Source organism: Micromonospora sp. DT228 (assembly GCF_049841595.1).
Classification (GTDB): Bacteria; Actinomycetota; Actinomycetes; order Mycobacteriales; family Micromonosporaceae; genus Micromonospora.
On the sequence record NZ_JBNCKO010000076.1, the window covers coordinates 1 to 334 of the forward strand.

Below are 334 nucleotides of genomic sequence, written 5' to 3' on the forward strand. Positions count from 1 at the left end.
GTCCATCGCGGCCTGCGCGGCTTGGGCGTCGGCCAGCTTCCCCTTGGACGCGTGGTGCGCCTGGAGCATGGACAGGTACTCGCCGCGCAGCTTGTACGTGGCCCGTGGGGTTGCGCCGGTCGCCCCGCCTGGTGAGCCGTCCAGTTCGTCGAGCCGCGCCTGCTCGGCGTGCGTGCGCACTCGCCGGCCCTGGTTGTAGTGCTCGACCTGGCTGCGCTTCGGAATTCGTTCCAGGGCCTCCATCTCGCGGTACTCGTTCAGGCTCAGGCCGCACACGAGCGCGGCCTGGGCGGCCAGCAGCGGCGGCAGTCCTGGGGCGAGGCCTGTCCCGCCG

1 protein-coding gene is annotated in these 334 nt (G+C 72.5%); it reads right to left on the reverse strand.

Going from position 1 to position 334, the window contains the following annotated elements; all coding sequences use genetic code 11:
- Window positions 1-334: hypothetical protein (locus tag ACLQ29_RS35480; RefSeq protein WP_425775716.1), on the reverse strand; the 334-nt coding region annotated here is incomplete at both ends.